25 protein-coding genes are annotated in these 25,884 nt (G+C 59.4%); 8 read left to right on the top strand and 17 right to left on the bottom strand.

Going from position 1 to position 25,884, the window contains the following annotated elements:
• The first annotated feature begins 43 nt into the window (after positions 1-43).
• Genes B7G53_RS03905 through B7G53_RS22785 form a run of 3 tightly spaced genes read left to right on the top strand, consistent with a single transcriptional unit; the run spans position 44 to position 1,646 of the window.
• Positions 44-565, top strand: a complete 522-nt coding sequence (locus B7G53_RS03905) for a methylated-DNA--[protein]-cysteine S-methyltransferase (protein WP_096663720.1) — start codon at positions 44-46, stop codon at positions 563-565.
• Positions 562-1,479 (top strand): DMT family transporter, encoded by a 918-nt coding sequence (locus B7G53_RS03900; RefSeq protein WP_096663718.1) that lies wholly within the window; start codon positions 562-564, stop codon positions 1,477-1,479. Before B7G53_RS03905 ends, B7G53_RS03900 begins: the two co-directional genes overlap by 4 nt.
• Positions 1,476-1,646: a hypothetical protein gene (locus tag B7G53_RS22785; protein WP_176491274.1), complete on the top strand. Its 171-nt coding sequence runs from the start codon at positions 1,476-1,478 to the stop codon at positions 1,644-1,646. The genes B7G53_RS03900 and B7G53_RS22785 overlap by 4 nt, the downstream gene beginning before the upstream one ends.
• A 20-nt stretch (positions 1,647-1,666) precedes the next feature.
• Here the strand turns inward: B7G53_RS22785 and B7G53_RS03895 are convergent, their stop codons facing one another.
• The gene (locus tag B7G53_RS03895; protein WP_096663715.1) at positions 1,667-2,326 is read right to left on the bottom strand and encodes a DUF1345 domain-containing protein; all 660 of its coding nucleotides are present in this window, start codon (positions 2,324-2,326) and stop codon (positions 1,667-1,669) included.
• 104 nt (positions 2,327-2,430) lie between these two features.
• Entirely contained in the window at positions 2,431-2,685 is a 255-nt protein-coding gene (locus B7G53_RS03890; RefSeq protein ID WP_217992581.1) for a hypothetical protein, read from the bottom strand.
• 228 nt (positions 2,686-2,913) lie between these two features.
• On the opposite strand from B7G53_RS03890, the gene B7G53_RS03885 reads away from it, so the two are divergent.
• Positions 2,914-3,159 (top strand): hypothetical protein, encoded by a 246-nt coding sequence (locus tag B7G53_RS03885; protein WP_096663709.1) that lies wholly within the window; start codon positions 2,914-2,916, stop codon positions 3,157-3,159.
• Between the two features lie 87 nt (positions 3,160-3,246).
• On the opposite strand, the gene B7G53_RS03880 is transcribed toward B7G53_RS03885, so the two are convergent.
• The 4 genes from B7G53_RS03880 to B7G53_RS03865 all read right to left on the bottom strand — a co-directional run bounded on the left by B7G53_RS03880 (position 3,247) and on the right by B7G53_RS03865 (position 7,340).
• Positions 3,247-4,215 (bottom strand): Bug family tripartite tricarboxylate transporter substrate binding protein, encoded by a 969-nt coding sequence (locus B7G53_RS03880; protein ID WP_096663706.1) that lies wholly within the window; start codon positions 4,213-4,215, stop codon positions 3,247-3,249.
• Positions 4,216-4,431: 216 nt separating this feature from the next.
• The gene (locus B7G53_RS03875; protein WP_096663703.1) at positions 4,432-5,358 is read right to left on the bottom strand and encodes a hydroxyacid dehydrogenase; all 927 of its coding nucleotides are present in this window, start codon (positions 5,356-5,358) and stop codon (positions 4,432-4,434) included.
• A 50-nt stretch (positions 5,359-5,408) separates the two neighbouring features.
• Complete coding sequence (locus tag B7G53_RS03870) at positions 5,409-6,575, bottom strand: mandelate racemase/muconate lactonizing enzyme family protein (RefSeq protein ID WP_096663700.1); 1,167 nt, start codon at positions 6,573-6,575, stop codon at positions 5,409-5,411.
• Between the two features lie 21 nt (positions 6,576-6,596).
• The gene (locus B7G53_RS03865; protein WP_096663697.1) at positions 6,597-7,340 is read right to left on the bottom strand and encodes a GntR family transcriptional regulator; all 744 of its coding nucleotides are present in this window, start codon (positions 7,338-7,340) and stop codon (positions 6,597-6,599) included.
• 529 nt (positions 7,341-7,869) lie between these two features.
• Between B7G53_RS03865 and B7G53_RS03860 the strand changes: the two genes are divergently transcribed.
• Positions 7,870-9,249, top strand: a complete 1,380-nt coding sequence (locus B7G53_RS03860) for a tyrosine-type recombinase/integrase (protein ID WP_096663694.1) — start codon at positions 7,870-7,872, stop codon at positions 9,247-9,249.
• On the opposite strand, the gene B7G53_RS03855 is transcribed toward B7G53_RS03860, so the two are convergent.
• From B7G53_RS03855 to B7G53_RS03805, 11 genes are all read right to left on the bottom strand, one after another.
• Positions 9,177-9,587, bottom strand: a complete 411-nt coding sequence (locus B7G53_RS03855) for a helix-turn-helix transcriptional regulator (protein WP_255249900.1) — start codon at positions 9,585-9,587, stop codon at positions 9,177-9,179. The genes B7G53_RS03860 and B7G53_RS03855 overlap by 73 nt on opposite strands.
• Positions 9,588-9,883: 296 nt before the next feature.
• Positions 9,884-10,768, bottom strand: coding sequence for a flagellar motor protein MotB (motB, locus tag B7G53_RS03850; protein WP_096663690.1), 885 nt, complete (start codon positions 10,766-10,768; stop codon positions 9,884-9,886).
• A 70-nt stretch (positions 10,769-10,838) separates the two neighbouring features.
• A complete protein-coding gene (gene motA / locus B7G53_RS03845; protein ID WP_096663687.1) occupies positions 10,839-11,699 on the bottom strand; it encodes a flagellar motor stator protein MotA in 861 nt (286 codons plus the stop codon).
• A 204-nt stretch (positions 11,700-11,903) separates the two neighbouring features.
• A complete protein-coding gene (locus B7G53_RS03840; RefSeq protein ID WP_141396282.1) occupies positions 11,904-12,596 on the bottom strand; it encodes a class I SAM-dependent methyltransferase in 693 nt (230 codons plus the stop codon).
• A 71-nt stretch (positions 12,597-12,667) separates the two neighbouring features.
• Positions 12,668-13,228, bottom strand: coding sequence for a flagellar transcriptional regulator FlhC (gene flhC, locus B7G53_RS03835; protein WP_096663680.1), 561 nt, complete (start codon positions 13,226-13,228; stop codon positions 12,668-12,670).
• A gap of 38 nt (positions 13,229-13,266) precedes the next feature.
• Positions 13,267-13,584 carry a flagellar transcriptional regulator FlhD gene (flhD, locus tag B7G53_RS03830; RefSeq protein ID WP_096663678.1) on the bottom strand — a complete coding sequence of 106 codons (318 nt, stop codon included), beginning with the start codon at positions 13,582-13,584 and terminating at the stop codon, positions 13,267-13,269.
• Between the two features lie 420 nt (positions 13,585-14,004).
• Positions 14,005-14,703, bottom strand: a complete 699-nt coding sequence (gene folE, locus B7G53_RS03825) for a GTP cyclohydrolase I (protein ID WP_096663675.1) — start codon at positions 14,701-14,703, stop codon at positions 14,005-14,007.
• A 190-nt stretch (positions 14,704-14,893) separates the two neighbouring features.
• Positions 14,894-17,980, bottom strand: a complete 3,087-nt coding sequence (locus B7G53_RS03820; RefSeq protein ID WP_096663671.1) for a hybrid sensor histidine kinase/response regulator — start codon at positions 17,978-17,980, stop codon at positions 14,894-14,896.
• 279 nt (positions 17,981-18,259) lie between these two features.
• The gene (locus tag B7G53_RS03815; RefSeq protein ID WP_096663668.1) at positions 18,260-18,766 is read right to left on the bottom strand and encodes a molybdopterin-dependent oxidoreductase; all 507 of its coding nucleotides are present in this window, start codon (positions 18,764-18,766) and stop codon (positions 18,260-18,262) included.
• Positions 18,767-18,822: 56 nt separating this feature from the next.
• Positions 18,823-21,552 (bottom strand): EAL domain-containing protein, encoded by a 2,730-nt coding sequence (locus B7G53_RS03810; RefSeq protein WP_096663665.1) that lies wholly within the window; start codon positions 21,550-21,552, stop codon positions 18,823-18,825.
• 709 nt (positions 21,553-22,261) lie between these two features.
• The gene (locus B7G53_RS03805) at positions 22,262-23,464 is read right to left on the bottom strand and encodes an EAL and HDOD domain-containing protein (protein ID WP_096663662.1); all 1,203 of its coding nucleotides are present in this window, start codon (positions 23,462-23,464) and stop codon (positions 22,262-22,264) included.
• Between the two features lie 91 nt (positions 23,465-23,555).
• Between B7G53_RS03805 and B7G53_RS22980 the strand changes: the two genes are divergently transcribed.
• From B7G53_RS22980 to B7G53_RS03795, 3 genes are all read left to right on the top strand, one after another.
• Positions 23,556-23,780 (top strand): hypothetical protein, encoded by a 225-nt coding sequence (locus B7G53_RS22980; RefSeq protein ID WP_217992580.1) that lies wholly within the window; start codon positions 23,556-23,558, stop codon positions 23,778-23,780.
• Positions 23,781-23,874: 94 nt separating this feature from the next.
• Positions 23,875-25,365, top strand: a complete 1,491-nt coding sequence (locus B7G53_RS03800; protein WP_096663659.1) for a flagellin N-terminal helical domain-containing protein — start codon at positions 23,875-23,877, stop codon at positions 25,363-25,365.
• 13 nt (positions 25,366-25,378) lie between these two features.
• Positions 25,379-25,819 carry a flagellar protein FlaG gene (locus tag B7G53_RS03795; protein WP_096663656.1) on the top strand — a complete coding sequence of 147 codons (441 nt, stop codon included), beginning with the start codon at positions 25,379-25,381 and terminating at the stop codon, positions 25,817-25,819.
• Positions 25,820-25,884 lie beyond the last annotated feature (65 nt).

Genomic DNA, 25,884 nt, shown 5'->3' with positions numbered 1-25,884 from the left:
TCGCGGCGCTTGCGCCAATGAGAGACACTTCAAGGAGATCACCATGAAATTCGACACCTCCATCGTCCAGACACGTTTCCAGAGTCCGCTCGGAACCATCATCATTGCCGCCACCGCCAAAGGCCTGGCCGGGCTCTGGTTTGAGGGCCAGCGCCACCTGCCGCCGGAACTGGTTGAGCCTTCGGTCTGGCCCAGCGATCCCGACCATCCCGTTTTGAAAGAAGTGATGCAACAACTCACCGCCTACTTCGCGGGCCAGCGCAGCCGTTTTGACGTCCCGCTGGACCTCGCGCATGGCACCGCGTTCCAGCAATCGGTCTGGCAGGCGCTGCTGGGCATTCCGCAAGGCGGCACGGCCAGCTACAGCGAAGTCGGCCGGCGCATCGGCAAACCGACCGCCGTGCGCGCCGTGGGCGCCGCTGTCGGCCGCAACCCGGTCAGCATCATCGTGCCCTGCCACCGCGTGATGGGCGCCAACGGCGCGCTGACCGGTTACGCCGGCGGACTGGACCGCAAAACCGCCCTGCTCAAGCTCGAAGGTGTGCTTCAGGAGCACCGGTCTTGAGTTCAACATCTGCAAGCGCAGCCGCCGCCGCCCGCCCGAAACATTGGGCCATCGACTTCGTGCTGCTGGCCGCCATCTGGGGTTCGTCCTTCCTGTTCATGCGCATAGGCACGGTCGAGTTCGGCCCGCTGCCCACCGCCGCCGTGCGCGTCGCGATTGCCGCGGCCTTTTTGCTGCCGCTGGTGCTGCTGCGCGGGCTCGGCGCGACGCTGGTGAAAAACTGGCGCCATGTGTTTCTGGTCGGCGTGTTCAATTCCGGCATTCCGTTTGCCTGCTTTTCGTTTGCACTGCTGTCGATCACGACCGGGCTGTCGGCCATTCTCAATGCCACCGTGCCGATGTTCGGTGCACTCGTGGCCTGGCTCTGGCTCAAGGACAAGCCCAACCACTCGCGCCTGCTGGGCCTGGTGGTCGGTTTTGCCGGGGTCGCCATGCTGGCCTGGGACAAAGCCACCTTCCAGCCCGACGCCTCGGGCGTGGCGCCGGGCTGGGCCGTGCTGGCCTGCCTGCTGGCCTGCATTTGTTACGCGCTGTCGGCCAGCTACACCAAGCGTTACCTGACCGGCCTGCCGCCGCTGGTCACCGCCGCGGGTAGCCAGATCGGCGCCACCCTGGGCCTGGCGCTGCCGGCGCTGTGGCTGTGGCCGGCAAAGATGCCCGGCAGCAGCGCCTGGCTGGCCCTGCTGGTGGTCGGCGTGCTGTGCACCGGCATTGCCTACATCCTGTACTTCCGGCTGATCGAGACCGCCGGCCCGGCGCGCGCGCTGGCCGTGACGTTTGTGGTGCCGGTGTTTGCCGTGTTCTACGGCGTGCTGTTTCTCGGCGAGGCCGTCACGCTCTGGATGCTGGTGTGCGCCGTGGTCATCGTCTGCGGCACCGCGCTGTCCACCGGTTTGCTTAAAATTCCCCGATGAGTTCCGCCCGCAAAACCAAGATCAAGCTCAAGCTGAAGGCCACCCGGCCGCGCAACCCGCTGGTCGTGCCGGCGGCGAAACGCAAGGCCGGTGCGCACCGCAAGTCGCGCTCGGCGACCCGGCACGCCGACAAGCGGGCGCTGGACAAGCAACTGCGCGAAGGCTGACGGCCGGGCTTGGTGCAGGCTTACTGCAGGGCGCCCGCCACCACATTGATGCTGAGTGCCAGGATCAGCATGTTGAAGGCAAAGGACAACACGGCGTGGACCGTCGTGAGCCGGCGCATCGCGCGCGAGGTCACCTGCACGTCGGACACCTGCGAGGTCATGCCGACCACGTGGGCGTAATATAAAAAATCGAAATAGTCGGGGTCCAGCCCGCCGGGAAACAGCAGGCCGGCCCCGGCGGGCTGTTTGCGCTTTTCTTCCTGGTAATAGCGGTGCGCGTAATGAAACGCAAAAATTGCCTGAATGAACAGCCAGGACGCCGCCAGCGCCGCCATCGACAAGGCAATATGCAGTGTGCGTCCCAGGCCCGAGAGGTCCCGGCTCTGCTGCATCATGAACACAATGGCCGCCACACAGGCCAGGGTCGCCAGCAGCAGCATCAGGAAAATCACCACGCTGGGCTCGTCCTGCGCCTGGGCGCGTTCGCGGGTGCGTCTGGCGTCAAAACCCATGGCCAGCCACCAGGCCAGCAACAGGTAGACGGCCACGCCCGCACACCAGCCGAGCAAGCCGCGCAGCGGCCAGGCCAGCGGCAGCGGCAACGCCGCCGTGGCCAGGCCCGCCGCGAGGCCATACACCAGGCGCTGCGGGCCGGTGGTTTCGGAAAAGTGTTTGCGCATGCGCCCATTGTGATGCCAGCCCAACGCTGTCTCAAGGCTTGCGGCGCGCGGCTCGCCAGCGCGTTGCGGGAGGACGCAAGGGCGGTGCTTGCCGGACCTGCGCGCTATTTCTTCTTCAGGCCTTCAATCACCAGCGCCGCCTCGATGTCGGCCTCCTGCAGCGTCAGGTCCTGCACCACCAGGTCAAAGGCAGCGCCCATCATGACGGCGCGGGTGCGCTCGGGAATCTGTTCCCAGCTCTCCGCCAGCTCGTTGATCAGCACCTCGGCCAGCGTGCCCATGTCAAACACCCGCCCCTCGGTCAGGTCCGGCTGGTCCATCCGCTCGTGAAGCAGACGCATGACAAAATCCCGGTTCATTCATTTCTCCCTGATGGACGGTTCGACGAAAACATCGGCGCCCAGTTGATATTTCCGGCAACGACCAGACCAAGGTTACCGCGTCGGCAGGCGCCCTGCGCCCGGCGACATGAAAAACGCTGGCCATTCCGTGCAACAACGTTCCCGGCAGTTGCCTACAATGGCAAATTACCAGGCCGAGGGACAACGCCATCCCCGGCCGGTCATCCCACCGGATCACACATTCGCATGGCTGAATTTTTCAAGACCTCCGTCATCTGGGTCGTGGACTTCCACTACGAAGGCCGTGCGCGCCGCTGGTTCAGGGCCTTCGGCCCCAACGACGATCCGTTCCAGAAAATGACCGACACCCTGAAAGACCTGTACGGCGACCGCGCCAAGCTGGCGTCGGTGCGCAAGGCGACCGAGGAAGAGGAATTGCAGTACCTGCGCGGTGAAGAGCCGAAAAACAGCTACTGCCCGACCGGGCGCTGAAAGGCAAGCCGCATGAGCTCGCCCTCTGTGCCGGCCGGCCAGGGCTTTCGGGGCGGCGAGGGATAGCGCGGCGCCGGGAGCGGCCGCTTACGGCTGGATATTCGCGCTCTTGACGATGTTCTCGAATTTCTTGCGCTCGCTCTTCAAATAAGCGGCGAATTCCGCCGTCGGCATGCCGCTTGGCTGCGCACCTTGTTTTTCGAGCGCTTCTTTGACGTCCGGCATTTGCAGCACCTCGGAGATATCCTTCTGGATACGCTGCACCACGGTGTCTGGCGTACCCGCAGGCACAAACACGCCAAACCACTGGTTCAGCTCAAAGCCTTCCAGCCCCGGGGTGGCCGCCAGTGGCGGGATTTTCGGTGCAGCAGCCGAGGCCGTTTTGGACGAAACACCCAGCGCTTTCAATGCAGCGGTCTGGATATGCGGCAGTGCCGTGGGCAAACCGGCGAACCCGATATCGACATGACCGGCCAGCAGATCAGCGATCGACGGCGCCACGCCCTTGTAAGGGACATGGATCATTTTTACACCGCTGAGTTGTTCCAGCAGCACAGCAGCCAGGTGTTGTGGTGTCCCCGGGCCGGATGAGGCATAGGTCACTTTGTTGGGATTTTTCTTCACGTAGGCAACAAGCTCGGCGGCCGTGGAATACGGGCGCGACGGACTCGTCACCAGCACGAAGGGGAGACGCACGGCGAGCGTGACCGGGACCAGATCGGTCTCCGGGTTGTATGACATTTTTTCCATGATGAACTGGTTGATCGCGACCTCGGCGGTCGCCGACATCATGATGGTCAAGCCGTCCGGTGCAGCGTGCGCGACGTAGCTGGCGCCTATGGATCCGCTGGCGCCCGGCTTGTTGTCGACGATCACGGGCTGTTTCCAGCGCTCGGCCAGCTTCTGGCCGACCAGGCGTGCGACCGGATCGACGCCGCCGCCCGCCGGATACGGCACCACCAGTCTGACGGGCTTGGCCGGCCAGGTCTGCGCGCCGGCTGCGGCGATGCTGCCGATGGCGATCACGCAGGCGGCAAGGAGTTTCGATACGTTCATGGGACCCTTTCGGTTTGTGAATTTGTCGTCTGGTACTTCGACACAGAGGTAGCGGAACAAGATGAAAGTGATGGATTCGGGCCCAGGGCGAGGCGCAAACCGCAGACATAGCCGTCGCTATGGCGAGGATTTGCAACGACGGCCTGGGTGCGAAGGCGCGCTTTCATGTTTCGATATTTCTGGGTCGGAGTACCAGGGGAAGAGGAGGAAGAGGAACTAACTGAGGACTTCTGCGATGCGTTGCGCGATCAGCGATGACACGCGCACATTGGACTCCTGTGTGACGCCGGCAATGTGCGGCGTCAGAAACAAATTGGGACAATCGGCCAGCACAGAGTCAGCGGGCAGCGGCTCCTGTTCGAACACATCGACCGCCGCCGCGGCAAGCATGCCCGACCTGAGCGCCCTGACCAGCGCCGGTTCGCTGACCAGGCCGCCCCTGGCCGTGTTGATGAGAACAGCACCTTTTTTCATGATCGCCAGCTCGCGATCGCTGACCAGATTGGCGTTTTCGGGTGTGAACGGCAGATGCAGGGTCACGACATCGGCGGCACGAAACAAGGCATCGAGGTCCGGGCAGCGCACAGCGTTGATCCAGGCCGGATGCGTGGAGGGAAGAACCGGGTCGTAGGCGATGACGCGCATGTTCATCGCCTGTGCCAGCTTGCCGACGCTCTGCCCCACGGAGCCGAACCCGACGATAGCCATGGTCTTGCCCGCGGCCTCCAGGCCGGAGGCCAGTTGGGCGCGCGGCCAGAGGCCCTGAGCCACGCTGGCTGACGAAAAGAGAAAGCCGCGCATGAGAACCATGGCCATGCTGATGACATATTCCGCCACCGCTGCCGCATTGGCACCCACTGCCGGAATGACGGCAACACCCTGTCTGGCGCAGCAGTCCTGGTCGATGTTCTCCAGGCCAACGCCCAGGCGGCCGACGGCGACGAGCTTGCCGGCACCGGCAAGCAGGTCCCGGTCGACCTGGGTACGGTTGCGCACAATCAGCCCATCCGCATCCTGCAACGCCCTGGCCAGCGCCGGGCGCTGCAGCGCGAGCTCAGGGTCGTACAGAACATCAAAAGACGTTCGCAGGCTGTCCACCGCCGCCTCGTCCATGAATTCGGAAATCACTATTTTTTTCGTCATGATGCTTTGTCTTTCTGGGTGGATTCAAACCTTGAGGTGCCGGGGTGCGTTCAAGCGTAGTGATGCCTGGTCAGGAAGCCGCGCACGGCGTCCATGTCAGGCGCGACACCCAGCCCCGGATGATCCGACAGGATGACGGCGCCCTCGTTGACGGCAGGATAGGGAGTGGCCAGCAATTCGCGCAAGGGATTGGGGTTCGAGTCCACCTCCACGTAGCCGGCACCACCGACTGCCGCCTTCAAATGCATGGACGCCAGCAAGCCGATTCCGCCACCCAGCCAGTGCGGGCAAAACATGCGGCCCTTGTCCATGGCCTGGCGCGCAACGGGCAGGCAGCCGCTGAAGCCGCCCCATTTCCCCAGGTCGGGCTGGATCACGGAAAACGCACCGCAGTCGATGGCATCGGTGAACTGCTGCTCACCGCGCATGTTTTCGCCGGCGGCCAGAGGAATCGGGGATTGCCTGGCAATGCGGCCCCAGTCAGCCAGGGAATAATCCGCGGCAATCGGCTCTTCGAGCCAGGCCGGCCGGAACTCGGCCAGCCGGAGGCTCATATCGGCCACTTCATCCGGTGTCCACGCCTGGTTGGCATCGACCATCAAGGTCGCATCCGGGCCGAGCAGCTCGCGCAAGGCGCGCAGGTTGGCGACATCCCGCTCAGCGCCGAAACCCACCTTGAGCTTGAAAGCGCGAAATCCTTCATCCCGTTTGGCAGCGGCAAGTTTTTCCGGCTGCGTCGGACTCAGGCCGGATGCATAAGTTTGTATGCAGGCCGTTCCACCCAGCAGCCGCCAGAGGGGCTGGTCCACCTTTCTCGCCACCAGGTCCCAGAGCGCGATGTCGGCGCCAGCGATGGCCTGTGCGATCGTTCCAGGCTCACCGCACTGAATGCCGAGGATGTGCAGACGCCGGGACAGTTCCCGGAAAGCATGTTCGGGGGTTTTCCATTCTTGCGCTAGCAGGATGGGCGCGATCGCCGACTCGAGAACGCGCGCGCGGTGCTCAGCGCCTACGCCGGGAAAGTTGCACCAGATCTCGCCCCAGCCGACGGCGCCCTCGCGGTCCTCGACGCGCACGAGCACGGCGGGGCGGTCATACATGATCCCGAATGAAGTCTGTACCGGCTCGTCAATGGGGACGCGAAATACCATGGCCTCGACTTTGGCCAGCTGAACAGCGGGGAGCTTGTTGAACGAAGTGATAGGAGCAAGGGTCATGCGTGTCTCTGAAATAATGGATCAGACGGCTGTTTTGCGCGATCTGGACTTTTTCGGTTTCGCCGCTCCGTGCATGAGGTCGGTTTCAACCTGGATCATCTGGGCCGGATACTGAATATGGGCGTAATAGACAATGCGCCCATGCTGGTCCTGCAAGGCTCGGCAAACGTCCGCGATCGGAGCGCCCACGCCTATGTCCAGGTGAGCGGCCGTGTCTTCGTCGGACACGGTAATGCGCATGATTTGCTTGGCTTGTGCGATCTGCACCTCGGGCAGCGACGCCAGCTTCGGGATGATGGGCGCACTGCTGAAGGCCACGGGATCGAGTTCAAAAATATCCTTGGCCAGATAGATCTCTATCAGGCAGTAGGGCACGTCATTGTGGAAATGCACACGCCTGAGCCGGCGGTACGCCGGGGCCACGTCGCCGAACGGGAACAGGGGGATCAAAGGCTGGTCGTCCTGATCGATCGCCAGCAGATGGATCTTGAGGCTGGAAACGGCCGCCACCAGGTCATCGAAATTGGTCGGCATCTTGAACCAGCGCTGTTGCGACAAATCCTTGGCGACGAAGGTGCCGCGGCCACGCGTGCGGCGAATCAGGCCCTGCTCTTCAAGCTGCGCCAGCGATGCCCGCAGTGTGATGCGGGAGACGCGGTACTCCAGCTCCAGTTCGTCCAGCGTCGGGATTTGCTCGCCAAAGTGCCATTCCGCGCTCTCAATCTTTTTCCGCATCAGGCCGGCCACCTGCAGATAGAGCGGCATGCGGCTTTTCTGGAAGACAGAAGGCTTATTGTTCACATATGTATGATAACAAGCACTTTGAAAAAAAGAAAAGCGCTGTCAGCGCTGCGCCACACCAAAGGGGCTTCGGGGTAGCACCGATGGTGCTGTAAATGGTGTCGCAGAAAAAGAAAAAAGCCGTTATAAATCAATGACTTATAACGGCTTTTCGCATGCTTGGCGGAGTGGACGGGACTCGAACCCGCGACCCCCGGCGTGACAGACAGTAAATTCAAAAAATGCATCAACTTAGTGCGATCACTTGAGACGTTTTGAAATCGAATTTAAGAGCATAACTTATTGATTTAAAACGACTTATTTGTCTAAATACGTCTCAAGCCATCCGAAGCAGTTTTTTTCAAGCGCGTGTCAACTGTTCCCACGGTGTTCCCACGGAAGCGTTTTTTGGGGTATTCTGTTCCCATTACGCCGGGGGTAGCGGGTTAGCAGAATTCATGGGAACAGTGTCCGCTCAAGCCCCCGCCGAACACCCTTCGCCGGGAGGCATGAAATGGCACTGCACCAGTTGACGGATCGAGCGGTCAAGACCGCCAAGCCAACGGACAAGGAACGACTGATCGCCGATGGCGGCGGGCTGTTCCTTCGCGTACTACCCACCGGCTTCAAGTCGTGGCTGCTGGTGTACAGCTTCGATGGCAAGCGCAGCAAGCTCGCCCTCGGCAGCGCGACGGACGTGTCGCTCGCAGTTGCACGGGATACCGCAGCCCAGGAACGCGCCCGCATCGCCGCCGGCGCTGATCCCCGCGTCGCGCTCATGGAGCGCGAGGCCGAGCAGGCAGCACAGCGGGAAGCCCTCATTGCGGCAGAAATCCAGCGCAAGCGGGAGGCGGCCACACTGCAGGAGATGTTCGACGCTTGGATCGCCAATGGGGTGCAACGCGCCGACGACAACGCGGAATTGCGCCGCACCTTCGAGAAAGACATCCTGCCCAAACTCGGCAAGCTGCCTGTCCGCAGCATCACCGACACTGAACTGCGTGACGCGCTGCGCAAGGTCGGTCGGGTTCGCAAGCGCAGCCGCACGGCGGAGCGCATGCTGATCGAAGTGCGGCAGATGTACCGCTGGGCCATCAAACGGCAGCCGTGGAAGGCCCTGCTGATCGATGGGAATCCGGCCGAACTGGTCGAGACCAAGCAGGTGGTTCCTGCAGGGTACGAACCCGTCATCCGTGAGCGCATCCTGCAGCCCGCCGAAATCCGCGAGCTGCGCAACATCTTTGCCGCAACGCGGGAACAGTACGAAACAGCCGACAACCGGCGCAGCGCTGACCGCCCCCTGCAGCACGAAACGCAGCTGGCTCTCTGGCTATGCCTCGGAACCGCATGCCGCATCGGCGAACTGCTGATGGCCCGCTGGGAACACGTCGATCTCGAGGCGGGCACCTGGTTCGTACCGCGTGAGAACACCAAAACGCGCGTGGATTGGCAGGTCTACCTGTCGGACTTCGCGCTGCGCCATTTCAAGGTCCTGCATGCGATTACCGGCGTGGGCGACGACAAAAGTGAATGGTGTTTCCCTGCCCGCCACCAAAAAGGGCACGTTAACGTCAAGACCGTGTCCAAGCAGGTCGGTGACCGGCAAATGCAATTCAAGAACCGCAAGCCACTCAAAAACCGACGCAATGACGACACCCTGGTTCTTTCCAAGGGTGAGAACGGCGAATGGACGCCGCACGACTTGCGCCGTACCGCCGCCACCATGCTGCAAGCACTGGGGGTTAGCCTGGATGTCATCGACCGCTGCCAAAACCATGTGATGCCCGGCAGCAAGATCCGTCGGCATTACATGCACCATGACTACGCCGATGAGAAGCGTGATGCCTGGTGCAAGTTAGGCGCGCGAATCGATGCCATCCTGGCCGAAGCCTGATTGCCGCCCGGCCGTTGCGAGCCCCCTGGCATCGCCGCCAATTCGGAAGGCTGCGTCTTGGATCCAGCATTCTTGTCATCGGATCGACCAGGTGCCCGATATCCGCCGGGATCGTCGATCCAGGCTCGGAGCGCCGCCGGCGTCCAGCCGCAGGCCCGTCCGCCCAAGTGCACGGGCGCCGGAAAAATGCCGTCAGCGATCCGCCGGTACAGCGTCGCCCGGCTCAGTGAAGTGATGCGCATCACGTCGGCGATGCGGAAGAAAGCGGGCGCAGCGGTCATCGCCTTTGAAGCGCCAATCCCGGTCAGCTCGCCCCCGTCGGATTCGTTGGTAGACATCCAGAGTCCTCCTGAGAACATGATGTTCACAGGTTGCCTCACAACGCGGGCAACAAAAACTCACCGTGGCGTACTGGAGCACAGCCCCCTTGGGGCCCCAATCGGGAAGCGGTCAGGAGGCTCCTCCGTACAAAGCGCAGCGTATCGCTGCCATCAGGTTGAGATGGATTTCGCAGAGCGCGCCTTGTACCCATTCACGCATCATGCCGATCATTTTCCATTGTTGCTTAACCCAAGCGAATGACGCCGGGCCAGCAGAAAAAGACTATGGCGATTAGCAATGACGAAGTCATCCGTCATTTCGTTGGTGCGCCGGCAGGTCCTGGCCGGGCTTCAGGTTCTTCTTTTAGCAGGGTGACCTTCTTGCCCTCATTGAGCGCCGCTTCCTCTGCTTTATGGGTCATCAGGATGATGCTGATGCGGCGATTGATGGGATTGACCGGATCCTGCGTGTCCAGCAAGACTGCCGACGATAAACCGACGACCCGCAATACCTTTGTTTCGTCCATGCCACCAGCGACAAGTGCCCTGCGCGACGCGCCGGCCCGGTCAGCGGACAACTCCCAATTGCTGTAGCCCTTTTCGCCACTGGCGTAGGGTGTGGCGTCAGTGTGCCCGGAAAGACTGATCTTATTCGGCACATCATTCAACATGCTCCCAAGCTCATGCAGGATTGACCTCGTGTAGGGCTGCAGCTCGGCTTTGGACAGGGCAAACATCGGTCGGTTTTTTTCATCGACGATCTGAATCCGCAAGCCCTCTGTCGTGATATCGATCAATAACTGTTTTTTGAACGGCGTCAGCAGCGGCTGGGTTTCGATGGCAGTCTCGATGCGTGATTTCAGGGCCTTCAGGCGCGCCGTTTCGGATTGCTCCAGAGGCTCTTTCCTGAGCTGACCATCTTTCTCGCTCGGATCCTTGCCGCCCCCCGGGATCACGCTTGAGCGCTCGCCGCTGCCCGAACCGCCTGCCAGCGCGACCTTGAGCGGCGTTTTAAAGTACTCCTCGATGCCTCTGAGCGTGCCCTTGTCGGTTGAGCCGATGAGCCACATCAATAAAAAGAACGCCATCATCGCCGTCACGAAATCGGCATAGGCGATCTTCCACGCGCCGCCGTGGTGACCGGCGCGTTTCTTCTTGATGCGTTTGATGATGATGGGGCGGCGCTCTTCTTCGGCCATGTCGATGTTCGCTCAGGGGGTTTCTTGAATAAAGCTATGGTCAAACGCAGGCCGGTCCGCCTGTCGCCAGTCACTTGGTTCTGGCTTTCCTGATATGCGCTTCCAGTTCAAGAAAAGAGGGGCGTTCCGTTGAAAACAAGACCTTGCGGCCGAACTCGACCGCCAGCACCGGTGCGTAACCGTTCAGGCTCGCCACCAGCGTCACCTTGACACACTGGAGGATCTTCGAGGATTCGTTCAGCTTCTGCTCCAGCAGGGTGGACAGCGGCCCGACGAAGCCGTACGAAAGCAGGATTCCAAGGAAGGTTCCGACCAGCGCCTGGGCGATCAGGACGCCCAGCTCCGCCGGCGGCAAACCAACCGACTCCATGGTGTGAACGACACCCATCACCGCCGCCACAATGCCGAAGGCCGGCATGGCATCGCCCATCTTGGCGATGCAGTGCACGGGTACTTCACCCTCGCTGTGGTGGGTCTCGATTTCGTTATCCATCAGGTTTTCAATCTGAAACGCATCCATGTTGCCGGACACCATGAGACGCAAATAATCGACAATGAATTCGAGCGTGTGAGGCTCGCCCATCACGCCCGGATACTTGCTGAAGATCGGACTTTCCTCCGGCTTTTCGATTTCCCCTTCAATCGACATCAGTCCTTCTTTGCGCACCTTGGTCAGTATTTCAAACAGCAGGGACATCAGCTCCATGTACAGCGCCTTGGTGTACCTGGCCCCTTTGAAAACAGTCGGCAGCGCTTTGAGCGTGGCCTTGATCGCAGCCAGATTGTTGCCGACCAAAAAAGCGCCCACTGCGGCACCACCGATCATCAGAAACTCGATCGGTTGCAGGAGCGCCGCCAAATGCCCGCCCGCCAGCAGGAAACCGCCAAAGACCGAAAGCGTGACGGCAACATATCCAAGGATGACTAACAAACGCGCTCACTCCACTCGTAAAGAGGACCCGCCACGGTTAGCGGCCCTCTGTTTACCAATTAATATAACAAGCCGTTTGCTGCCGCAAATGGCCGAGCAATGGCATGAAAGATGGTCTTCATTCGATTTACGGCAAGCAGCACGAAAACTTTAACCAGGACAAGGGCAGGCTTCGGCGCCGGCGCAAGCTGTGCCAGGCGTTGCCTACATGCGCCAGCTGTAGAGCGCAGGTCCGCCGGGGTCGGGCCATGTGATGTCATCTGGCGCCATGCCCGGGATCGAAAACTCGTAACTGAGAAGCAGCGTGCCGGACCGCATTTCCGCTTTCGCCTTGTCCCTGAGCGCCGGCATCGCGGCGGGTGACAGATAGGCGAACACAACGTCATACCGGGCAAAATCCAGGCTGAAATAATCTCCCCGGATGAAGCGGCCGCTGCTGCGCCGGCTGCGTGTGCGCAGGAAACTGGCCAGCCAGGGCAGCGGTGCCACTTCGATCCCGACAAACGTGCTTTCCGGCCGGCGTCCGGCCAGATCCAGCACCAGGCCACCCACGCCGCTGCCCACATCGACGAACCGAATCGCCTGGTGCTGCGGCAGCAAGCCGGCCACGGCTTCCCAGACGGCCGGGCCGGACGGATAGAACGGAACCTGGGTGCGGAACGTGCTCCAGTACAGGCCCAGAAGTAAAACGAATACGACGAGGAAAAGACCGGGTGGCAGATCAAGCGACAGCAGCGCCATCGACGCGATCGGAAACAGGAACTGGATCGGCAGCCACCACGGCGCAAGGCCTCGCCAGTGCGAGAGTGCCGCTGCCAATGCGCCCTGAAGCAGCGCAGCGGCTTCAAGCGGTACCGATACGCCAGCCAGCCAGCGGCCACAGACCATCAGCACCATCACAAATGCCACGCCATGCAGTACCAAGGCTTCAACGGCTGGCACAAAGCGCAATGACCGGCCGCGTGGATTCAGACCAGCCCTGCCGCGACGGCGTGATCAGCTTCTTCCCTGGCTTTTCTGGTTTTCCCTGCCCTCGAAGGCATATGGCACAGGCCGCAGATGTACTTGCTGCGCACTTCCAGCGGATTAACCACAAATGCGCCGCCGCACGCGCCACAATGAGCGCTCGTCAACATCTTGCTGCTAAAGAAACGGACCAGGGTCCAGGCGCGCGTCAGCGAAAGCACCGGCTCTTCGCCCGGACCCGGCCCCATCTGCTCAAGGTAAAGTTTGTAAGCCTTCAAGATGGCCTCAATCCCGGAAATCTGGGCCTGTGCAAGCAGATACTTGTAAATGCCCATAAAGAAAGAAGCATGTATGTTGGGCTGCCAGGTGATGAACCAGTCAACCGAAAATGGCAGCAGGCCTTTCGGCGGTGAAACGCCCTTGAGTTCTTTGTACAAATTCAACAGGCGTTCGCGGGAAAGCCAGGTTTCCGACTCCAGCAGTTGCAGACGAGCGCCGAGATTGATCATTTCAATCGCCAGCTGGATGTCCCGGGATTCCGCCACCACGCTTTTCTTGGTCATTCGGCGCTTTCTTGGTGATGGGCAATCATTCGAGACCGTCAAACAATGTCTTCGACCGTGTGGCCTGTCATCAGAATCGCCGCGTGGGACCGGGCCAGCGCAGAGTCTTTGCCGTGGTCGGTCAGCATGCCGAGGATGGCGCCATCATCGAAGCGGAACCTGGCCAGCATCATGCTGGTGCTTGCCAGCTTCAACAGCTGTGCATTGCTGAGCCGCTCCAGCAGATCGGCGATTGCCAGACTGACCCCCAGCCGAAAAGTAGCTGCGGCCTTATCGGAACGGATCATCTGCTGCGCGAGCATCAGGTAGCTGAGATTGGCATCACGAATTTCGGCCTTCATATCGTCGACGTTCATGCTTCAAACCCTCTATGTAAAACCAGCCATTGCCGTTTTACCAATGATACACAAGTTAACGCGAATTTATCATTGTTTGCTTGAATTTGTCGATATCATCATATTTAGTGAAAAGTATTACACAATTGAATTTGACATGAGGATTACGGTTTTGTGCGCGTACTGTGGCCTGCGTGCCGCGCCCTCGAGCTGACCCCTGGGCCACCTTCGCTGATTCTGGAGATAACAAAAAAAGAATGTTGCATGGCTGCCTGGCTCACTGATCCGGACGCTAAACTCGGCGTCTGACGTGGGGAAGACTGTGACCTTGCGCGGCATCATGGCCGAGTCGACGACCTCCAGGCGTATCCGTTGCCTGAACGAGCGTTCCCCCCGGCGCAAGGGAAAATCTTACTGTACTGAAATGCGCGAAGCGCCAGTTTATTTTCCGCTGAGCAGCGACAGAAACTCACGTCGCAAGCTTGCATCGGTCAAAAATTTGCCGCGCATCACGCTGGTGGTCATTTTTGCGCCTGTATCTCTTACGCCGCGCCAATGCATGCAAAAATGGTCGGCCTCCATCACGATGGCCAGTCCATCCGTCTGCATCTTGTCTTGCAACACATCAGCCAATTGCACCACCGCTTCTTCCTGAATTTGCGGTCGGTTCATGATCCAGTCGGCGATGCGTGCATATTTCGACAATCCGATCAAATTGGAATGTTCATCGGGCATGACCCCCACCCACACTCGCCCCATGATCGGGCAAAGATGATGCGAACAGGCGCTGCGTATGGTGATCGGCCCGATAATCATCAGCTCGTTCAAACGTGACGCGTTCGGGAATTCTGTTAACGACGGCATGGGAACATACCGGCCCCGAAAGACTTCATGGAGGAACATCTTGGCAACCCGGCGTCCCGTTTCGTTCGTGTTGTGATCGCTGTCGGTATCGATCACCAGACTGTGCAGGACGTCGTGCAGCTTTGCTTGCACTTCGGTTAACAGGGCTTCCATTTCGCCGGGCTTGATGAAGTCGGCAATATTGTCGTTGGCGTGAAACCGAACCCCGGCTTCCATGATGCGCTCGCGTATCTTTTTGGAAACAGAAACAGCATCAGAAGGCGCTGGGGAAACCATGGGTTTTCTTTCTGGGTGTGGTTGAACCTCAGCGGCACCGCCGCGGATGCCCAGTAGAGGAAGGAGCAGCGAAATTGGCCAGCCCCCGTATTTTTTAAAAAAATCCATGAATTTCCAATCCGTATTGTTTTATTGATCCGCAAAAATCCTGCGGACAAGGTCAGCGGTCATCGGCGCGCGTTACATCCGATCAGCCCTTGGGTGCGCTGAAGACGGCCGCCGCGACCGGCTGAAATTTTTCCAGTTCTTCCTGTAGTGGCTTGAAACAGCTGCGCGCCGCATCAATTTGTCCTTCTGCGGCATGCACCTCCATTTTTCTTGCCCATTCGACCGCCGGCTTGGCGCCGAAGTAGCGAAGCGCCCCCTTCAAGGTGTGCGCGGCGCGTCTGATTTCCTCCTCGCCACCTTGCAACAGCGCATTCTCGATGGAAGACAAATTTTGGGGGATGGCCTCCACCGTCATGGCGCCTATGATGGCCAGTATTTCAGCATCCGATTGCGCGATCGCCGCAGCATAGTCGAAGCCGTTCACTGGCAACTTGCCATCAGGCCCATCAGGCAACTTGCGCTCCGACCCTGGTCTGCCGAGGTGCCGGGTGCGCACCACAGCGTCAATGGCGGCAAACAGCCTGGCGGAAGTGATCGGCTTTGAAACATAGTCGTCCATGCCAGCTGCGAGGCAGCGTTCCCGGTCATCGTCCATGGCATTGGCGGTCATGGCGATAATAGGAATGTGACCGCCAAGCCGGCGCTCATTTTCCCGGACGTGCAGGGTGGCCTCAATGCCCCCCATTTCCGGCATTTGCATATCCATCAGCACCAGATCGTAATTGTCACGCTCCAGCGCCTTCAGCGCCTCGCACCCATTTTCCGCCACGGTGACGTGGTGCCCGGCTTTTTCAAGCAGTACGATGGCCAGTTGCTGATTGATGGCGTTATCTTCCACCAGCAGGATGGCCAGGCGGACTGTTGTTTCGGATTGAACCGCGGATGTCGCCAAGCGTTGCGCGTTATCGTTCTCCATGCCGAGTGCAGCCTGGATCGCCTCCAACAAGCCAGACTGTGTGACGGGTTTGGTCAGGAAGGCGGCAATTCCCAATTCGCGCCTGTGCGCGGCGGCCACCGCGGTTGGGCTCGACGTCATCATGATGATGATGGTGCCGTCCAGATCGGCATTGCCGCGGATTCGCTTGGCCGTGGTGACACCATCCATCACCGGCATTTTTTCATCCAGTAACAGCAGAGCAGCCCCTCCCCCTTGCGCCCTGGCGCTGGCAAGAGCCGCCAGCGCCTGCTCGCCGCTGTCGACGGCGATCGGGTGCATATTCCAGCGGCGCAAGCTGTCGCTCAGGATACGGCGATGGGTCGCGTTGTCGTCCACGATCAGCACCGGCAAGCTGTCCAGTCCAGGAGGGCCGGCGACGGATTCTGCATCTGCTCCCAGCCCAAAGCGGGCGGTGAAATGGAAGGTGCTGCCCGCGCCAGGCTCGCTGTCCAGCCAGATTTTTCCGCCCATCAACCCCACCAGCCGGGAGCAAATCGACAGCCCCAACCCGGTGCCGCCGTATTTTCGCGTGGTCGAGCCGTCGGCCTGGGAAAAGGCGTCGAAGATGCTTTCCTGTTTGTTTTGGGGTATCCCGATGCCGGTATCCCGAACCGAAAAATGCAGAACAGTTTCGCCCTCCGGCGAGGGTTCCAGAATAACGGCAAGAACGATTTCTCCCCGCGCCGTGAATTTGACCGCGTTGCCCAACAGATTAAGGACAATCTGGCGCAGGCGTTCCGGGTCGCCGACAAGTTGATGTGGCACCGCGGGGTGGATTTCATGCAGCAACTCCACGTCCTTGTGGTCCATACGCACAGCGGTGGATTTGATGATGTCGGGCAAGACATCCTGCAGGGTGAACGGAATGTGTTCCAGGGTCATCTGGCCGGCCTCGATTTTGGAGAAGTCGAGGATGTCGTTGACGATTATCAGCAGCGAATCGGCCGAGGACTTCACCAGCCTTAAATAGTCGTGCTGGTCCTGTTTGTTTTCCGTGGCTATCGCCAGCTCGGTCATGCCAAGGATACCGTTCATCGGCGTACGGATTTCATGACTCATATTGGCGAGGAATTCACTTTTGGCACGATTCGCAGCCTCGGCCAAGCGCATGGCGCTCAGCAGTTCGGTTTCGATTGCCTTGCGCTCGGTGATATCAATACTGACCGAAATGAAACGCGCCTCACTCTGATGCGAGTTTTGCAGCGGCACGATGGCGCAGTCGCTCCAGATCAGGGTGCCCAGCTTGGTCCGATTGCAGAATTCGCCCCGCCAGACATCGTTGCGGGCGAGCGTATCCCACAGCTCGGCCATGAAGGCTTTGTCATGCAATCCGGAATTGAGCAAGCGATGGTCCTGACCGAGCAGTTCCTCCCGGCTGTAGCCGCAGGTTGCAATAAATTTGTCGTTCACCTGGGTGATGAGCCCGGCACCATCGGTGATGCTGACAAGGGCGTGCTGGTCGATCGCCTGAATGTAGCTGGAAAGCTCGGAAAAACTCCGATCGGCGCGCCCCAGTGCCACGGTCAACGCGTTCGCACGTTCGTGCAATGCCCGGTTCGATTGTTCAAGCTGGCCGGCCAATGCTCCCAAGTCGATCCGGCGTGCCTCCAGCTGGCGAATTTGACGGATGACGATGATGGAAAACAGCAAAGTCAGCGCGGACTGGAACAAAATCAAGCCGGTGCTGATAGCGATCTGCCGCTGCACTTCATGGGCTCTGGCCTCGGCACGTGCCCCTGTCATGCCGTTTGCGGCGAGCGATAACTCGCGCAGCGGATCGCGCAACTGCTCCAGGCCCTGAAACATAGTCCGCATCGCCTGGGCGTCCCGCGTGGTGGCGGCATTTTCGGAAAAATAAGATTCCGTGGCGCCAAAAAAAACACGTAACAACGCCACGGTCGAATCGAACTGCTCGTAGCTTGCCAACAAGGCGGCGCCGCGGCCGTCCATCACGACCCCAAAGCGACTAAAAAATATATCGAATCGAAGCTGCAGCTTGTCCCGATCGATAGCTTCCGGTTGGTTGAGCTCATCGAGCAAAGCTTCACGCAGGCGCAGGGACTCGGTCTCCAGCTGGAAAAAACTCCATGCAAGATTGTCTTCCTCCATCCGCAAGGTATTGCTGAGCAAGCGGCTCTGATGAAACTGAATGTAGAGCACCGCTGAAAAAACAAGGAGCAGCGTTGCGCTGATCACAATCAGCCAGCGTTGGCCACGGTTCACGTCCTTCATAGTGCTCCCGAATCGCGTATTTAAGAGGGCTCTTCGCGCAATTCAGCGGGGGTTCCCATTGAAGGGGCTAACCTGTCCATTGCAATGGCGCGCACCCCGGCGCGTTGCGCTGGCCTGGCCACGATGCGGGTCTCAAACGGACCGGTGTCCAGGGGTGTCTTTCACGATGCGCAGCGCCTGTTTGTTGTTTTGCACGCAGCTTTACCCGCCGCCAGACCCGGCTTCAAGGGATGCCCTTCAATGGAAATTTTCACTGAAATGCATAAAGCGCCTTCAAGATTACTTGATCTCGATTGCCTTAAGCTGCCATGCAGCACGGGAGTAGTAAATCTTGGTCTGAAGATCTTTATTTTGGTCGTAGGGATAAATGATGAACAAAGGCCCTTTTTCACGGACCGGCATTGTCTTGTCGTCCATGAGGCGAGCCACGATCACGTTGAGGCTGGCATCCTTGGCGGGGATTTCGGTTTTATAGTCGTTCAGTGCAAAAGCCGTCAGGGTCTCGCCAGAGGCACCCGCTGCAGTCAGCACATCTCGCAGCAACGGGCCGGTAAACTTGACCGGCTCCTTGAACCATGGCGTTTTGGTGGTGAAGCTGTGCTGCGGAAGTTTCTCCAGCATGGCCATATCAAAAACATAGCGGTCGCCATCATTTTTTTGGCTGATCTTGCCGGTCAGGATCAGGATCGGTTTGCCCGCAGGTTTGTCAGCGGCGAAAGAGGGATGCCCAAAAGCTGCGGCGAGCAGGACGCATTGTGCAAGGAACAGACGGCGTAAGATTTTCATGGTGATTTCCGATCATGGTGGTTAAAAATATCGTTTCTGACTGAATCTGTCCCGTCTCATGCGGGAGGATCGACCTGATGAGCGCAACCCCTGTCATCATTCAAGGCAATTCGTGGCCGCGTGATGGGCGGCATGGGGTGCAGCTTCTGGTTGACACTCGCCTCCAGTTGCCTGTTGGCCATGGCCAGTTCCTGATTCGCGGTTCGGACCAGGAGGTTCAGACGCCGGTTTTCGTCTTCCTTTTCCTTGTACTGAAAAGCTTCTTCGACGTGCTTTTTCAACAGACTGTCCTCCCACGGCTTGGTGAGGAAACGGTAAACCGCGCCCTCATTGATCGCATTGGTGACGGACTCCAATTCGGTGTAGCCCGACAGGACGATCCGGACCGTATCCGGATGACGTTCCTTCGCCGTGCGCAGGAACTGGACGCCATTCATGCCCGGCATGCGCTCATCCGACAGGATGACATCGACATGATGGCGCGCCATCATGTCCAAGCCCTCTTCTGCGCTGTTGGCAAGCAAAATCTCGCAGTCATTGCGACGCAACAGCCGCTTCAGTGCGAACAGCATGTTCGGCTCGTCATCCACCAGAAGCAAGGTTCGCGAGCGCTTTTTCAGGCGCAAGAGATGCGCCGGCAAGCGCCGGTCCGCCAACAGCAAGGCGGCAATATCCGCCGGCCCCAGCGGTTTTGAAAAGAAGTCCCCTTGTATTTCATCGCACATGTTCTGGCGCAGGAAGTCGCACTGCGCTTCGGTGTCAACACCTTCGGCCATCACCCTGATGCCAAGACTGTGCGCCATCGAGATCATGGCGTTGGATATCGCCACATCATTGTTGTCGGTGGTGATGTTCTTGATGAATGACGCATCGATCTTGACGGTATCCAGCGGAAACTGCTTGAGGAAACTGAGCGATGAATAGCCGGTGCCGAAGTTGTCCAGCGTCAGGGTGATCCCCAGCGCCTTGACTTGCCCCAGCGTATCCGCGGTAAATTGCGAATCGCTCATCAGCACACCTTCTGCTATCTCAAAGGAAAGCAGGCTCGGTTCAACCCGCATTCCCGAGAGCGCGCTTTCGATTTTCTGCAGCAGCAGAGGATCACGGAACTCGCTGGACGAGACGTTGACGGCGACCCGCGGGACACTGCAGCCGGCGTCAAGCCATGTCCGCATATCCAGGCAGGCCTGGCGCAGTACCCACTCGCCGATGCTCAGGATCAAGCCCGATTCTTCGGCAATTGGAATAAATCGATCGGGAAGTATCACGCCCCATTCGGGATGCTGCCATCGCAGCAATGCCTCGATCCCGGCAATCCGCCCCGTCTGCAGATCAACTTGTGGCCGGTAAACCAGATCCAGCTGATGATTGGGAATGGCCAGGCGCAGTGCGCTTTCGAGCGTGACGCGCTCGATGAAGGCCGCGTTCATGTCGCTGGAAAAGAACTGGAAATTGTTGCGCCCCATTTGCTTGGCGCGTAACATCGCCATGTCGGCACGTTCCACCAATTTTTCGGGATCGTCCGCACTAGCCGGATACGCCGCCAGCCCAACACTGCACGCCAGGAAGAAATCGTAGCCCTCAACCGTTAGCGGCTCCGAAACAGCCTCGATGAGATGTTGCACGGCGTCGGCTATCGATTCTCCTCCTTTGCCATCGGTGCCGTCGGTACGCCCGGGCAGGATCAACACGAATTCGGAATCGCCGAACCGCGCCGCGCTGTCGGTATTCCGCAAGGCAGACTGCAGGCGCGCGGCAACCCGCTTGATCAGCTGGTCGCCAATCTTGTGGCCGCGACTGTCATTGACGAACTTGAAACGGTCAAGGTCGAGAAAAAGCACCCATACCGGGTGCGCGCCGCGGTCGGCATCGCCAATCGCCTGGCGCAAACGTTCATACAACAAGCTGCGATTGGCCAGCCCGGTCAGGGCGTCATGGCTTGCCTGGTATTGCAGCTGTGTTTCGAAGTTCTTGCGCGCGCTGATATCCCGTGCGGACACGATAAAAAGACGCCCCGCGTCGGTGTGGAGATCCTTGGTTTTGATTTCCAGCGGAAAATGCACGCCGTCCTTGCGCACGCCGACCAGCTCCGCGCCCCCTCCAAGAAGCCTGGACTCGCCCGCACGCCAGGAAGATGCAGGGCTGTCATCATGCTCAATTCGGATCAGAGCCGGTATCAGCTGGCTGACATGCCTTCCGATCATCTCGGTGATGGCATGGCCAAATATCGTTTCTGCAGCCGGGTTAAAGGTTTCAATCGCCCCCTGCTCGTTCATCGTGATGATGGCCTCATCAACGCTGTCGAGGATCACGCGAATACGCGCTTCACTGTCGCGCAAGTGCGCCGTGCGCTCCCGCACATCCTGTTCGAGAGAGCGATTATGGTTGGCGATAAAGTCGCTGTATTGCTTCATGCGCAGCATGTTGGCGACCCGCATGCGCAACTCGGCACGATCCACCGGTTTGGTGAGGAAGTCCTGCGCGCCGGCCTCCAGCCCCTGATACATCGCCTGACGGTCGTCCAAAGCAGTGATCATGATGATCGGGATGTTCTTGGTCGCCGGATCTGCCTTCAGTTTTGTGGCCACCTGGTAGCCATCCATGCCAGGCATCAGGATGTCGAGCAGGATCAGGTCGGGTGCATTTTGCGCCGTGATGGCCAATGCCTCTTCCCCGCAGTCGGCAGTGAAGACACTGTATCCCTCCTGCTTGAGCAAGGTTCCTATCAGCGTTCTGCTGATGGGATCGTCTTCAACGATCAGAATCTGCGCTTTTTGGTCAATCATTTCCGGATTGCCTGAACTGACGATAGAAAAGTTTGGTGCTCGGCCATAAAAACCAGAAGGAAACAAAGAATTAAATTGACGCGCAAAGATATCGGGCCGTTGAGGCGACAGGGTCGACACTTCCGCCTTGGATGCCCCCCAGCTAAAGATCCACTATTGAAAACTGCTCCCACTATTGATGGCAAGAAGCAATGACGCCACCAATCTATTGCCAAGGCCGTCAAAAAAATAATTAAAAATGCCGAGGATGCTGGTTATAGATAACCCGATTTGGGCTATATATAGTCCGTTTGCCCGTATCAGGTAGCCATATAAAAAAAAGCAAATATTGGATACGAGAAAAAAGACAAATCCCCATCTTGAATATGGTAATTGGACAGCAACCAGTGAGGCACCGGTTAAGCCCGTGAGACAACCTCCCCATTGGAAAAATGAAGTCATGAACCGAGGGGAAGCCGTTAAATTTTGCATCATTGAATCTCAATCATCCAGTGTCGACCAGCGGCAATTTCAGCAACGCTGTCGCGCACTCCATGCGGGTCATTCGTTGGCCGAACCGGTAAAATTTGGCGCCTTCAAGTATTAGCGGCAGCTCGCCGGAAAACTTTAGCACTTGATTGAGCACTTGAACCTGCCAGATCAACTGACCGACCACGCGGCTGCGCGTGTAGCCGCTCCCCCTTGTGATTGAGTCCGACAGAATCTAGAACTAAAGTTTGATGTTCTGCACCCAAGCCAGCGCCGACAAGTGCGCCTGGTTCACTTGCGTGGCCGTCATGGACAAGGCCTCTGCAAAATCCGCCGCGCCACCGCCCTCTCGCTCGCTGGCCTCCGCGAGTGCCAAAACCTGGCCGTACACGCCTTCACGCGAGCGCAGAGCCTGCACCACCGGCTCCGGCAATACCAGCTGACTGAGCACCTCCTGTATCGGAATTCCCAGCAGGTGATCAAGGAACGAAAACATGCCGACGACAAACAGGTTGTCCGCTTCTTTCCTGGAAAGAAAGCCCTGGCCGAGCAGTTCTGCAAAGCGCCCGCGAACCATGGCGGCTTGCATCAATGCGGGTGAAAAAACCGTGCTGTTGGTCCTTGCCAGCAACAGCAAGAGCCAGCGAAACAGCGGCGAATAACCCAGCATCGCCACCGCATGACGCGGCGACTCGATTTCGACCTGCAGGCCAAAACCGGCGGAATTGATGTAACGGAGCAACTTGTATGCAAGAGCGACGTCACTTTTCAGGACTTTTTCCAGGTTGCGTATGTCGGCATCCCCCTGAACCATTTGCATCAGCTGAAGAATCTGTCGCGCTTGCGGTCCCAACTTCACCGACGGACTCATCGCATGCGGCGCCAAACAGAGATTTTCAAAAACCCCACAAACCCCCAGGCTGGCGCAGGCATCGAACGCCTGCCAGTCCGGGATTTTGTCCGCCACCACACAAAAAGGCGGCCGTCGGTGCCGGGCGAACTTGCTGATCTCGGTCAGGTCCGGATGGCCAGCGCCAACCAAAACGTAGGTGAGGCAAGAAAGCGGCGCCTCGTTGGCCCTCAGAAAGGCAAGGTCTGCATCACGAAGCGCCAAAACAAAGCCCCGCTGGTGCAATGACTTGGCTGAATCCACATCGACGGCATCAAGCAGCCCGTCCCGGCCCAGCACCAGCACGGTATTTTCGGGTGAGAGGGTCTGCAACACTTGCGCCGACAAAAGCGCAGGGTTCGCATCCAGAAAAAACAAGCCGGACTTGATTTCATCGACATGCCCGGCGACGAAGGCCAGCAGTTGCTGCGAATCCGCCGCATCGGAGATGTCGCTGCCGGGTCCGTTTTTTTGCCATGCCAGCCTGTAGCCGATGACATGTTGTTTGGGGTCGAGCAGCGGTGCCCTGAAAAGATATCTATTTTCGGGTATCAATCTTTAGAGCCAGGTTGTGAGAACAAGGTATCCCCGTCTTTGTCAACAGCGCAGACAGCAGGCTTCCCACTGGAAACTATAAATAGAGAGGATGAAGTTGCACCTTCAAGAAAGCCAGGAATCATCACTCTGTTTCTTGGGCATCAAAAATGATACACCACTCGCACCGGACCTTGCGACGCGCCAGGCAGCAAGCCCCATTTGGATTAAAGTTTTCAAAATGAGCGCCGATACCAAGGGGTTCCCGGCATCGGCTTCAGGGCTTGGCAGAAAAAAACCACAAGGGCTCTCAACTTTCACCAGCAGCGCCCGTTAATAGAACCAACAGCGGTCTGCAAACCAAGGCGGCCAATGTTGGCGGCTCTTGAGCCGAAGTTCCTTTAACCCCGTACCACCGTAGGAGAATCCTCATGGCAGCAGTCATCAACACCAACATCGCTTCGCTCAATGCGCAGCGCAACCTCAACACCTCGCAATCGCAGTTGGCCACCTCGCTGCAGCGCCTGTCCTCCGGCCTGCGCATCAACAGTGCCAAGGACGACGCCGCCGGCCTGGCGATTTCCGAGAAGATGAGCACGCAGATCCGCGGCCTGAACCAGGCCTCGCGCAATGCCAACGACGGCATCTCGCTGGCGCAAACCGCTGAAGGCGCGCTGTCCGAAGTCACCAACAACCTGCAGCGCATCCGCGAACTGGCCGTCCAATCCGCCAACGCCACCAACAATGCCGCCGACCGCGCTGCCCTGGACCAGGAAGTGCAGCAGCGCATCGCGGAAATCGACCGGATTTCCTCGCAGACCTCGTTCAACGGCACCCGGGTGCTCGACGGCAGCTTCGGCACCGCCGCCTTCCAGGTCGGCGCCAATGCCGGCGAGACGATTTCGGTGAATCTGTCCTCGGGCGTCAAGGCCAACCAGATGGGCCAGATCTCCACGGCCGCGGGTGCCGTGGTCACCAACTCTGCTTCGGCTGCCGGCGCCTTCACCATCCAGGTCGGCAACGGCAACGCGGTCGCAGTCGGCGCTTCGTCATCTTTTGCAGGTGTCGGCGCCAACGCCGGCGCAACCACCGCCATGGACGGCACCAGCGCCTTTGCCAAGCTGGCGGCGATCAATGCTTCCGGCGTCTCCGGCGTGACCGCCAGCGCCAGCAACTCCGTCACGGAAACGGTGGCCTTCAGCACGGTCACCAACGGCACGGGCGCCCCCGCCTACACCCTGGTGGTCAACGGCACGACGGTCATCAACAACACCACCGCCAGCGCTGTGATCACAGCTGATACCGTGGTCTCGGCGATCAATGCGAATTCCGCCACCACCGGCGTGTCGGCCACGAAAGATGCCACCACCGGCAAGATCACCATGAGCTCGGTGGACGCCCGCAACATCACCGTGAGCGAAACCGTGACGGCGGGCACCGGCGGTACGGGTACCGGCCTCAACACCAACATCGCCGCCGACAACGTCGGCACGGCGACGACGAGCCTGGGTTCCATCACCCTGAAGTCCACCTCGGCGCTGACGCTGGCCGGTGCCGACGTCGCCAAGTTCGGATTTGCCGCGCAAACCTACGCCGTGGACTCGACCACCCTGACCAGCGTCAACGTGCTCAGCGTCAACGGCGCCGTCGATGCCATGAGCCGCCTCGATGCCGCGCTGAACTCGGTGAGCACCCTGCGCAGCACCTTCGGCGCGATCCAGAGCCGCTTCGAATCGACGATTGCCAACCTGCAAACGACGGCCGAGAACCTGACCGGCGCACGCAGCCGTATTCTGGATACCGACTTCGCTGCGGAAACAGCCAACCTGACACGCGGCCAGATCCTGCAACAAGCCGGTACCGCGATGCTGGCGCAAGCCAACTCGCTGCCGAACGGCGTCTTGGCCCTGCTGCGCGGTTAATCAGTAGATTGACATGACCGTTCCCCGGCCCGAGGTGTTCGGCCGGGGAATTTTGGCCGAAGCCCTTGGATGGAGAAACATCATGGATATCGCAGCAAGCGGCAGCCCTGCCCTCAACCCTTACCGGGCAATAGACCCCAAGCCAGCCGGCGCCGCGCAGGTGGCTACGCCGGCGCCGCCCGTGGCGGTGCAAACCGTGGACGCAGTGCAGCGAGCGGCGCCGGCGATTTCCGTGGAGGAAGTCAAGCAGGCGGTCCAGGACATCAACCAATCCATGCAGTCGCTGACGAATGGTCTGGAATTCACCATTGATGCAAACAGCCAGCGACCGGTGGTCCGGGTTATCGACCTGGAAACGCGGGAACTGATCCGCCAGATACCGTCGGCGGAAGTGCTGGAGATCGCCAAAACACTGGACCAGGTGCTCGGCAAGCTGATCAGGCAACAAGCCTGAGTGTCAATCATTCAATAGCCGACTGCACGGCAAGTACCCGATGACCTGAACAGAGCGGTAAATCC

Source organism: Polaromonas sp. AET17H-212, from assembly GCF_002379085.1.
Taxonomy (GTDB): Bacteria; Pseudomonadota; Gammaproteobacteria; order Burkholderiales; family Burkholderiaceae_C; genus Polaromonas.
This window is presented reverse-complemented; position numbering and strand designations above follow the sequence as displayed.

Bases quoted from the DNA above. Each gene is read 5' to 3' on its own strand.
- B7G53_RS03905 (WP_096663720.1), top strand. From the start codon at position 44: ATGAAATTCGACACCTCCATCGTCCAGACACGTTTCCAGAGTCCGCTC.
- B7G53_RS22785 (WP_176491274.1), top strand. From the start codon at position 1,476: ATGAGTTCCGCCCGCAAAACCAAGATCAAGCTCAAGCTGAAGGCCACC.
- B7G53_RS03895 (WP_096663715.1), bottom strand. From the start codon at position 2,326: ATGCGCAAACACTTTTCCGAAACCACCGGCCCGCAGCGCCTGGTGTAT.
- B7G53_RS03890 (WP_217992581.1), bottom strand. From the start codon at position 2,685: ATGAACCGGGATTTTGTCATGCGTCTGCTTCACGAGCGGATGGACCAG.
- B7G53_RS03885 (WP_096663709.1), top strand. From the start codon at position 2,914: ATGGCTGAATTTTTCAAGACCTCCGTCATCTGGGTCGTGGACTTCCAC.
- B7G53_RS03880 (WP_096663706.1), bottom strand. From the start codon at position 4,215: ATGAACGTATCGAAACTCCTTGCCGCCTGCGTGATCGCCATCGGCAGC.
- B7G53_RS03875 (WP_096663703.1), bottom strand. From the start codon at position 5,358: ATGACGAAAAAAATAGTGATTTCCGAATTCATGGACGAGGCGGCGGTG.
- B7G53_RS03870 (WP_096663700.1), bottom strand. From the start codon at position 6,575: ATGACCCTTGCTCCTATCACTTCGTTCAACAAGCTCCCCGCTGTTCAG.
- B7G53_RS03865 (WP_096663697.1), bottom strand. From the start codon at position 7,340: ATGCCGCTCTATCTGCAGGTGGCCGGCCTGATGCGGAAAAAGATTGAG.
- B7G53_RS03860 (WP_096663694.1), top strand. From the start codon at position 7,870: ATGGCACTGCACCAGTTGACGGATCGAGCGGTCAAGACCGCCAAGCCA.
- B7G53_RS03855 (WP_255249900.1), bottom strand. From the start codon at position 9,587: ATGTCTACCAACGAATCCGACGGGGGCGAGCTGACCGGGATTGGCGCT.
- motB (WP_096663690.1), bottom strand. From the start codon at position 10,768: ATGGCCGAAGAAGAGCGCCGCCCCATCATCATCAAACGCATCAAGAAG.
- B7G53_RS03840 (WP_141396282.1), bottom strand. From the start codon at position 12,596: ATGGTGCTGATGGTCTGTGGCCGCTGGCTGGCTGGCGTATCGGTACCG.
- flhC (WP_096663680.1), bottom strand. From the start codon at position 13,228: ATGACCAAGAAAAGCGTGGTGGCGGAATCCCGGGACATCCAGCTGGCG.
- flhD (WP_096663678.1), bottom strand. From the start codon at position 13,584: ATGAACGTCGACGATATGAAGGCCGAAATTCGTGATGCCAATCTCAGC.
- folE (WP_096663675.1), bottom strand. From the start codon at position 14,703: ATGGTTTCCCCAGCGCCTTCTGATGCTGTTTCTGTTTCCAAAAAGATA.
- B7G53_RS03820 (WP_096663671.1), bottom strand. From the start codon at position 17,980: ATGAAGGACGTGAACCGTGGCCAACGCTGGCTGATTGTGATCAGCGCA.
- B7G53_RS03815 (WP_096663668.1), bottom strand. From the start codon at position 18,766: ATGAAAATCTTACGCCGTCTGTTCCTTGCACAATGCGTCCTGCTCGCC.
- B7G53_RS03810 (WP_096663665.1), bottom strand. From the start codon at position 21,552: ATGATTGACCAAAAAGCGCAGATTCTGATCGTTGAAGACGATCCCATC.
- B7G53_RS22980 (WP_217992580.1), top strand. From the start codon at position 23,556: ATGAAGTTGCACCTTCAAGAAAGCCAGGAATCATCACTCTGTTTCTTG.
- B7G53_RS03800 (WP_096663659.1), top strand. From the start codon at position 23,875: ATGGCAGCAGTCATCAACACCAACATCGCTTCGCTCAATGCGCAGCGC.
- B7G53_RS03795 (WP_096663656.1), top strand. From the start codon at position 25,379: ATGACCGTTCCCCGGCCCGAGGTGTTCGGCCGGGGAATTTTGGCCGAA.